Below are 3,891 nucleotides of genomic sequence, written 5' to 3' on the forward strand. Positions count from 1 at the left end.
ATGGCCGATGGCGTCCTTGATCGAGGCGATGGCAATGGGCGCATCGGGCATGTCGGTGCGTATGGGCGTGCCCGGCGAACCCTCATTGAGCATGTAACTGTAATTGCGCCGTTCCAGTTGTTTGAGCCAAGCGGCTCGCTCATCGGCGGGCAAGCGGTCGAGAATGGCAACGGAGGTGGATACGTCGGTTTCCAGGTTGCCGAGCATGGTGTTTTTCGAGGACTCGTAGCGCTCGTAATACTGCGCGCCAAAGGACAACGCCTGGGCGAGGATCAGGCCGATCAGGAAAATCAGCGACAGCCGCGAGGCCAGGGACCGCGGCCAATGCAGCGCCTGCGTCATGATTGATCGCCCAGGATTTCCACCGGCAGGGAAAACACATAGCCTTCGCTGCGCACGGTCTTGATGTAGGCCGGTTCGCGGGCGTCGTCGAGCAGGCGCTGGCGCAGGCGACTGACCAGCAGATCGATGGAGCGGTCGAACAGGTCGGCGTCGCGGCCTTGGGTCAGGTTCAGCAACTGATCACGGTTGAGCACTCGTTGCGGATGGTCGAGAAACACCCGCAGCAATCGATATTCGGCACCGCTCAGGGCGACCATGGTGCCGTCTTCGTCGAGCAGGTGACGGGCCGAGGTGTCCAGGCGCCATCGCCCAAAGGCCAGCAGGCGGCCGGCTTCGGTCACCACCAGGTTCGGCGGCAGCATGCGGGTGCGCCGCAGCACCGCGTTGATCCGCGCCAGCAGTTCACGGGCGGCGAATGGCTTGACCAGGTAGTCGTCGGCGCCCATTTCCAGGCCGAGGATGCGATCGGTTTCATCGTTGCGGGCGGTGAGCATCAGCACCGGCGTGGCCTTGTGTTTGCCGGCGCGCAATTCGCGGCAGAGCAACAGGCCATCGTCCCCCGGCATCATGATGTCGAGCACGATCAGGTCCACCGGGGTGGTTTCCAGAAAGGCGCGCATCTGCCGTCCATCCGCCACGACCGTGGTGCGCAGGCCGTTCTTCTTCAGGTAGTTGCCTACCAGCTCGCGGATTTCGCGGTCATCGTCAACGATGAGGATGTGATCAACGTGATCCATTGGGCCAAACCTCTGATAAATGGGGAATGCCACACAGTCTATCGAGCCTGGGCGGGCTCGCCTGCCGCCCTTTGTATTGCAGTGTATCTGGCTTGCCTGAGGATACACACGAAGGCAAAAAAGCCGATTTTCAGCGGTTTTGTATGGCTCTGTATCTGCGCCCGGTTCTGATACGCAGCGATTGATTCACGCCGATTCCCGACACAGACGAGATACCTCGCAAGCTTTTAATAGGTTCCATCGAGGCAAACCAGACCGCCTCGGATCAACCAACGATCGACCTGTTGAAACCCTGAGGAACTCGCCATGAACACCAAGGCCATCTACGCCGCCTGCCTGTTTGCCGCCCTGAACATCTGCACCCTGTCGGCCCGTGCCGAAGCCGATGTCGCTCCGAAAACCTACACCTACGGCACCCAACTTGACATCAGGAAAGTGGTGTCGCTGACCGAAGACGCTACGCCTTCCTGCGGGGTGGTAAATGCGCGGCTGACCTACCTCGACGCTCAGTCGAAATCCCAGGTGCTGGATTACCGAAAATTCGCCGACAACTGCAACTCGCAAAACTGAGTGTTGCGACCAACGATCGCCCAAACCATTTGAAACAGGAAGGACATCATGAACAACGTTTCCCGCTTTTTGACCGCCATCGCCTTTTCCGTCGCCGGCGCGGCAGCCCATGCCAACGCCGCTGTCGAGCAAAGCACCTGCGCCAGCAACACCTGCTTCCAACTCACGCCGGTGGCAGAGAAGGGCACCCATGGCTTCCTTGCGCAGGACGGCTCCAGCCGTACGCCGCAAGGGCAGATGCTCGCCGAGAACGGTGCCAGCCGCACGCCTCAGGGGCAGTTGCTGGATGAGCAGACGGCTTGAGAACACCCCCCAATCCACTGTGGGAGCGAGCTTGCTCGCGATGGCGATGGTTCAGTCAACGATGTGTCGCCTGACCGGACGCTATCGCGAGCAGGCTCGCTCCTACAGTGGTGATGTGTCGCCCTCTAACCTGAATTAGGTGATCCCATGTTACTCATCGCTTTCCTGGGCGGCATATTGACCGTCCTCAGCCCGTGCATCCTGCCGGTCGTGCCATTCCTGTTTGCCGGGGCCGACCGCACACGCTCCTCGATCCTGCTTACCCTCGGCGGCATGGTCCTGACCTTTGCCCTGGTCTCCAGCCTGGCCGTGGTCAGCAGTGAGTGGGTGATTCAGGCCAGCAACACCGGCCGCCACGTAGCGCTGGTGGTGATGGTGCTGTTCGCCCTGTCGCTGATTTCCGCGCGGGTCGGCGACTGGCTGGCCCGTCCCTTCGTGTTGCTGGGTAATCGCATCGACCCGAACTCGCGCAAAATGTCCGGTCCGCTGGCTTCGATCATGATCGGTGTCGCTACCGGGCTGCTCTGGGCACCGTGCGCCGGGCCGATCCTCGGGGTGATTCTGACCAGCGCCATGCTGCAGGGCGCGAACGCCGGCACCAGTCTGTTGTTGGTGGCCTATGGTGCCGGCAGTGCGCTGTCCCTGGGCACCCTGATCTTTGCCGGTCGCGGCCTGGTCAATCGCTTGAAACCGTCGATTCCGGTTACGGGCTGGTTGCGCCGAGGCGCCGGGGTTGCGGTGCTGGCCGGAGCAGCGGTGATTGCAACAGGGGCCAACGACCTGTTGCTGGCCAACACTTCATCGGAAGGTGTCAGCGGCGTAGAGAAAGGTGTGCTGGAAACCGTGCCGAAAGTCGTCGATTACCTGGTCAGCAAGGTCAAGGCCGACAGCACCATGGACAACGCCCAAGGCGTCATGCCGTCGCTGTCCGGTGCGGTGGACTGGCTCAACTCGCCCGCACTGACCAACGAAGCCCTGAAAGGCAAAGTGGTGCTGGTGGACTTCTGGACCTTCGACTGCATCAACTGCAGGCACACCCTGCCGTACGTGAAGGACTGGGCGAAGAAATACGAAAAGGACGGACTGGTGGTGATCGGCGTGCACACACCCGAATACGGCTTTGAACGCATCATCGACAACGTCAGGGCCAAGGTGAAGGAATACGGCATCACCTACCCGGTGGCGATCGACAACAACTACGCGATCTGGCGCAACTTCGACAACCAGTACTGGCCGGCGCACTACCTGATCGATGCCAAGGGGCAGGTGCGTTACACCCACTTCGGTGAAGGCAGCTACGACACGCAGGAGAAGATGATTCAGCAGTTGCTGGAGGAGGCCAAGGCCGGCGCTCCAGCGGCGTAATCCGCTTGATCAATGGCTCACAGGTCTCGCGCCATGAGCCATTGTTCTTTTTCCCACGCTTCAAAACGCTCTTGCACCACCCAGCCGCGCTTGGCGTAATAAACGCTCTGGTCCTGAGTGTGCAGGTAGATCCTCTTCTCGCCGCTGGCTTTGGCTTGCGCGCAAATCCCTTCGATCAACCGCTCCGCCAGGCCCTTACCGCGTGCCTCGGGGGTGATGAACACACAAGCGAGCCACGGCCCCAGATCCGGGYGATGGTCCAGGTCAGCCCTGGCCAGTGCTGCGCCGCCCAACAGCTCGTTGTGGTCGAGGGCGACCAGACATTTCCAGTCGCCGTTGTTTTGGCCTTCGGCGAACTCTCGTTGCCAATCGGACAGGGACTGTCCGGTGTATTCGTAGTGGAACTGCTGGTGGATCCACGAAGCGAATGTGTTGCTGTGCTGCATATGTCGAGCAAGCCAGTCCAGGCGGGGTGCCATGTTGTGAGTCCTTTCAGAGGTCAGTCGCTGGGTAGCGAGAGTAGCGGGCCTGGGCGGTGCTGTCGCCCCCGCTGGCTCAGCGACCGCTCAAGTGA

The 3,891-nt window shown here is 61.1% G+C and carries 5 protein-coding genes and 1 pseudogene; 3 read left to right on the plus strand and 3 right to left on the minus strand.

Annotation, left to right across the window (positions count from 1 at the left end):
• Both ACXRVY_RS19560 and ACXRVY_RS19565 read right to left on the minus strand, forming a co-directional pair.
• Nucleotides 1-342, minus strand: a pseudogene (locus ACXRVY_RS19560) (two-component sensor histidine kinase); the annotation flags it as partial.
• A complete protein-coding gene (locus ACXRVY_RS19565) occupies nt 339-1,079 on the minus strand; it encodes a response regulator (protein ID WP_223463034.1) in 741 nt (246 codons plus the stop codon). The gene ACXRVY_RS19565 and the pseudogene ACXRVY_RS19560, both read right to left, overlap by 4 nt.
• A 306-nt stretch (nt 1,080-1,385) precedes the next feature.
• Here ACXRVY_RS19565 and ACXRVY_RS19570 point away from each other — a divergent pair, with 306 nt between their 5' ends.
• From ACXRVY_RS19570 to ACXRVY_RS19580, 3 genes are all read left to right on the plus strand, one after another.
• A complete protein-coding gene (locus ACXRVY_RS19570) occupies nt 1,386-1,649 on the plus strand; it encodes a DUF2790 domain-containing protein (RefSeq protein WP_223463033.1) in 264 nt (87 codons plus the stop codon).
• A 48-nt stretch (nt 1,650-1,697) separates the two neighbouring features.
• Complete coding sequence (locus ACXRVY_RS19575; RefSeq protein ID WP_223463032.1) at nt 1,698-1,952, plus strand: hypothetical protein; 255 nt, start codon at nt 1,698-1,700, stop codon at nt 1,950-1,952.
• A gap of 147 nt (nt 1,953-2,099) precedes the next feature.
• The gene (locus ACXRVY_RS19580; RefSeq protein WP_223463031.1) at nt 2,100-3,317 is read left to right on the plus strand and encodes a cytochrome c biogenesis protein DipZ; all 1,218 of its coding nucleotides are present in this window, start codon (nt 2,100-2,102) and stop codon (nt 3,315-3,317) included.
• A 17-nt stretch (nt 3,318-3,334) separates the two neighbouring features.
• Here the strand turns inward: ACXRVY_RS19580 and ACXRVY_RS19585 are convergent, their stop codons facing one another.
• Complete coding sequence (locus ACXRVY_RS19585) at nt 3,335-3,796, minus strand: GNAT family N-acetyltransferase (protein ID WP_458238030.1); 462 nt, start codon at nt 3,794-3,796, stop codon at nt 3,335-3,337.
• Nucleotides 3,797-3,891: the final 95 nt, after the last annotated feature.

It is taken from the genome of Pseudomonas sp. P5_A2_2, assembly GCF_054177685.1.

Bases quoted from the DNA above. Each gene is read 5' to 3' on its own strand.
- ACXRVY_RS19565 (WP_223463034.1), bottom strand. From the start codon at position 1,079: ATGGATCACGTTGATCACATCCTCATCGTTGACGATGACCGCGAAATC.
- ACXRVY_RS19580 (WP_223463031.1), top strand. From the start codon at position 2,100: ATGTTACTCATCGCTTTCCTGGGCGGCATATTGACCGTCCTCAGCCCG.
- ACXRVY_RS19570 (WP_223463033.1), top strand. From the start codon at position 1,386: ATGAACACCAAGGCCATCTACGCCGCCTGCCTGTTTGCCGCCCTGAAC.
- ACXRVY_RS19575 (WP_223463032.1), top strand. From the start codon at position 1,698: ATGAACAACGTTTCCCGCTTTTTGACCGCCATCGCCTTTTCCGTCGCC.